3 protein-coding genes are annotated in these 2,027 nt (G+C 31.6%); all 3 read left to right on the top strand.

What is annotated here, in order from left to right; all coding sequences use genetic code 11:
- On the top strand, positions 1-863 hold an 863-nt coding region (locus KHA90_RS24955), incomplete at its 5' end, for a hypothetical protein (protein ID WP_213308228.1).
- A gap of 18 nt (positions 864-881) precedes the next feature.
- Positions 882-1,523, top strand: a complete 642-nt coding sequence (locus KHA90_RS24950) for a hypothetical protein (RefSeq protein ID WP_213308226.1) — start codon at positions 882-884, stop codon at positions 1,521-1,523.
- A 3-nt stretch (positions 1,524-1,526) separates the two neighbouring features.
- Positions 1,527-1,898, top strand: a complete 372-nt coding sequence (locus tag KHA90_RS24945; RefSeq protein ID WP_213308224.1) for a hypothetical protein — start codon at positions 1,527-1,529, stop codon at positions 1,896-1,898.
- Positions 1,899-2,027: the final 129 nt, after the last annotated feature.

The raw sequence follows: 2,027 nt of genomic DNA, 5'->3' as shown, positions 1-2,027 counted from the left end.
ATCCAAGTACTAGAAATGATGGACAAATCTCGGTAAATAAAGTTCTAACAACTGACGCACAAGGTAATTTGAAATTATGTTCTATTGCGATTGCACCTGCGCCATATTTAGATGAAATAATCCCTGATAGCTATTTACCAAATACAACAGGAAATTTTATCTTAAAGGGTGCGTTTTTCACACCGAATATGACAGTTGAGATTACTGGACAAACTATAAATTCAATAAATTTCAAAAGCGACAATTTAGTACATGTAAATGTAACGACGGGAGAAAACGAAGGTAATTTCGATGTTATGCTGAATAATGGACTTTTAGCAACATTTCCGGGTAGAATGTTAATTGTTTTAGGTGATGTTTTCAAACCCAAACCTGAAGATTGGACATTGCTTACTGGTACCCCTGATTTGACAAGGGAGGGCGAAATTCATTTATCAACTTATGGTGTTGCTAGTTCTGCACGTTGGAATAAAACAATTGATGGTACAAAAAAAATAGGTATAAAATTCAAACCAGCACTTTCACCTCTTTTTAGTGCATGGTCGGGAGATTTTCAGCATCAATACATTGAATTGAGAGACAATATAACCAACAATTATTATACGCTTGCAACAAAAAACGAAGGTGGTTATTGGACTTGTATTTATTACAAAAATGGACTTTACACGAGTAATTTCCCTTATTCAGATAGTAATATAAAAGGTTTCGAACTTAGAATTTATGGCGGGAAATTTTATTTCTATAATGGTCAAGTAGTTTCCAATATGATACAAGATGAAATAACAAGTAATGATATGACTATATCATCCAGTATTACGTATTACGATTTGGTAGATATAAAATTAATAGAATATAATTCGTAATTAACTATATATAAAATTATGAGCATAAAAAGTGTTTTAGAGCATTATCTTGAAAAATTTGAAACAAATGGCACAACGTTGACCGACATTTCATTTGATAATTTGCCTTTTTTAGTTGAAAAAGAACCTGTATACAACATGAAAGGTCAAAAAGTGTCCAAATCATATTTTTGCCAACAGGGTAAAGAAGTCGTTAGAATTAAATATGACAGAGTTATTGGCACATATAATTACAACGGAGTCGATTATGAAAATGTATTTATCGGACTTCAAAAAAGTATTTTATATATGGATTGGTCTGGTGCAATCTCGCATGTCAAGAATAAACAATTTTACTCTTTTAATTTAGAGCCTGTTTATTTAGCTGACGGCACAGAAACGATAAAAGGATTTTCAAGCCAAAAGCAACGCCAAATTTTAAAATCTGAACGTTTTAGTGCCGATGATTATTTATCGTCTAAAAACCCCGATTTACACAGTGCATTGTATGATGCGTATCAATCAGAGTACAACGCTTATTTGCGAACGGGGATTTCAACGTCGTTTGTCAATGCGATGAATAGTGAAACAAATACAGAGCTTTTGGCTATGTTGAATAAGGAGGTTTTTGAATATGAACCAATGACAGTAAAAGAATTAATAATTTTGAATTTACAATAAAATATGGGTGCAATTTTAGCTATAATATCTTTCATTTTAGCAACAATACTTTTCCCTTTGGGGCTTGCGTTGACTTTTTTCATAAATCTGTACAAAAGGCGTTGGAGGTTTTCATTTAAACGACTTGACCAACAGCTTTTAAGTATTGCGACCTCTGTAGATGCGTCTGGTAATGTTATTTGTAAAGATTTGTTTAATCTGATTTTAATAAATAAAGCTGGTTATCAGTTTGGAAATAGAAAAGAAACCATTTCCAGTGTATTGGGTAAAAACCAACGCGATGGTACCTTAACCATATTAGGAAATGAAGTTTGTGATCTATTAGATTTATTAGATACTGATCATTGTTTCAATAGTATAGATAGTTTGGTTTAATCAGCCTTTAATGAGTGTTTAAATGATATTAAAAAGCCAATACGTTATGTATTGGCTTTTCTGCGTTTTGGCTGAAAAATGTACATTTTAAATTAAATTTGTGTACATTTCAATTTTTCGATTATATAA

This window comes from Flavobacterium psychroterrae (assembly GCF_018380615.1).
Classification (GTDB): Bacteria; Bacteroidota; Bacteroidia; order Flavobacteriales; family Flavobacteriaceae; genus Flavobacterium; species Flavobacterium psychroterrae.
The sequence above is the reverse complement of the archived record's forward strand: the minus strand, read 5'-3'. Positions and strand labels throughout refer to the sequence as shown.

Coding starts and splice junctions, on each gene's coding strand:
- KHA90_RS24950 (WP_213308226.1), top strand. CDS start 882: ATGAGCATAAAAAGTGTTTTAGAGCATTATCTTGAAAAATTTGAAACA.
- KHA90_RS24945 (WP_213308224.1), top strand. CDS start 1,527: ATGGGTGCAATTTTAGCTATAATATCTTTCATTTTAGCAACAATACTT.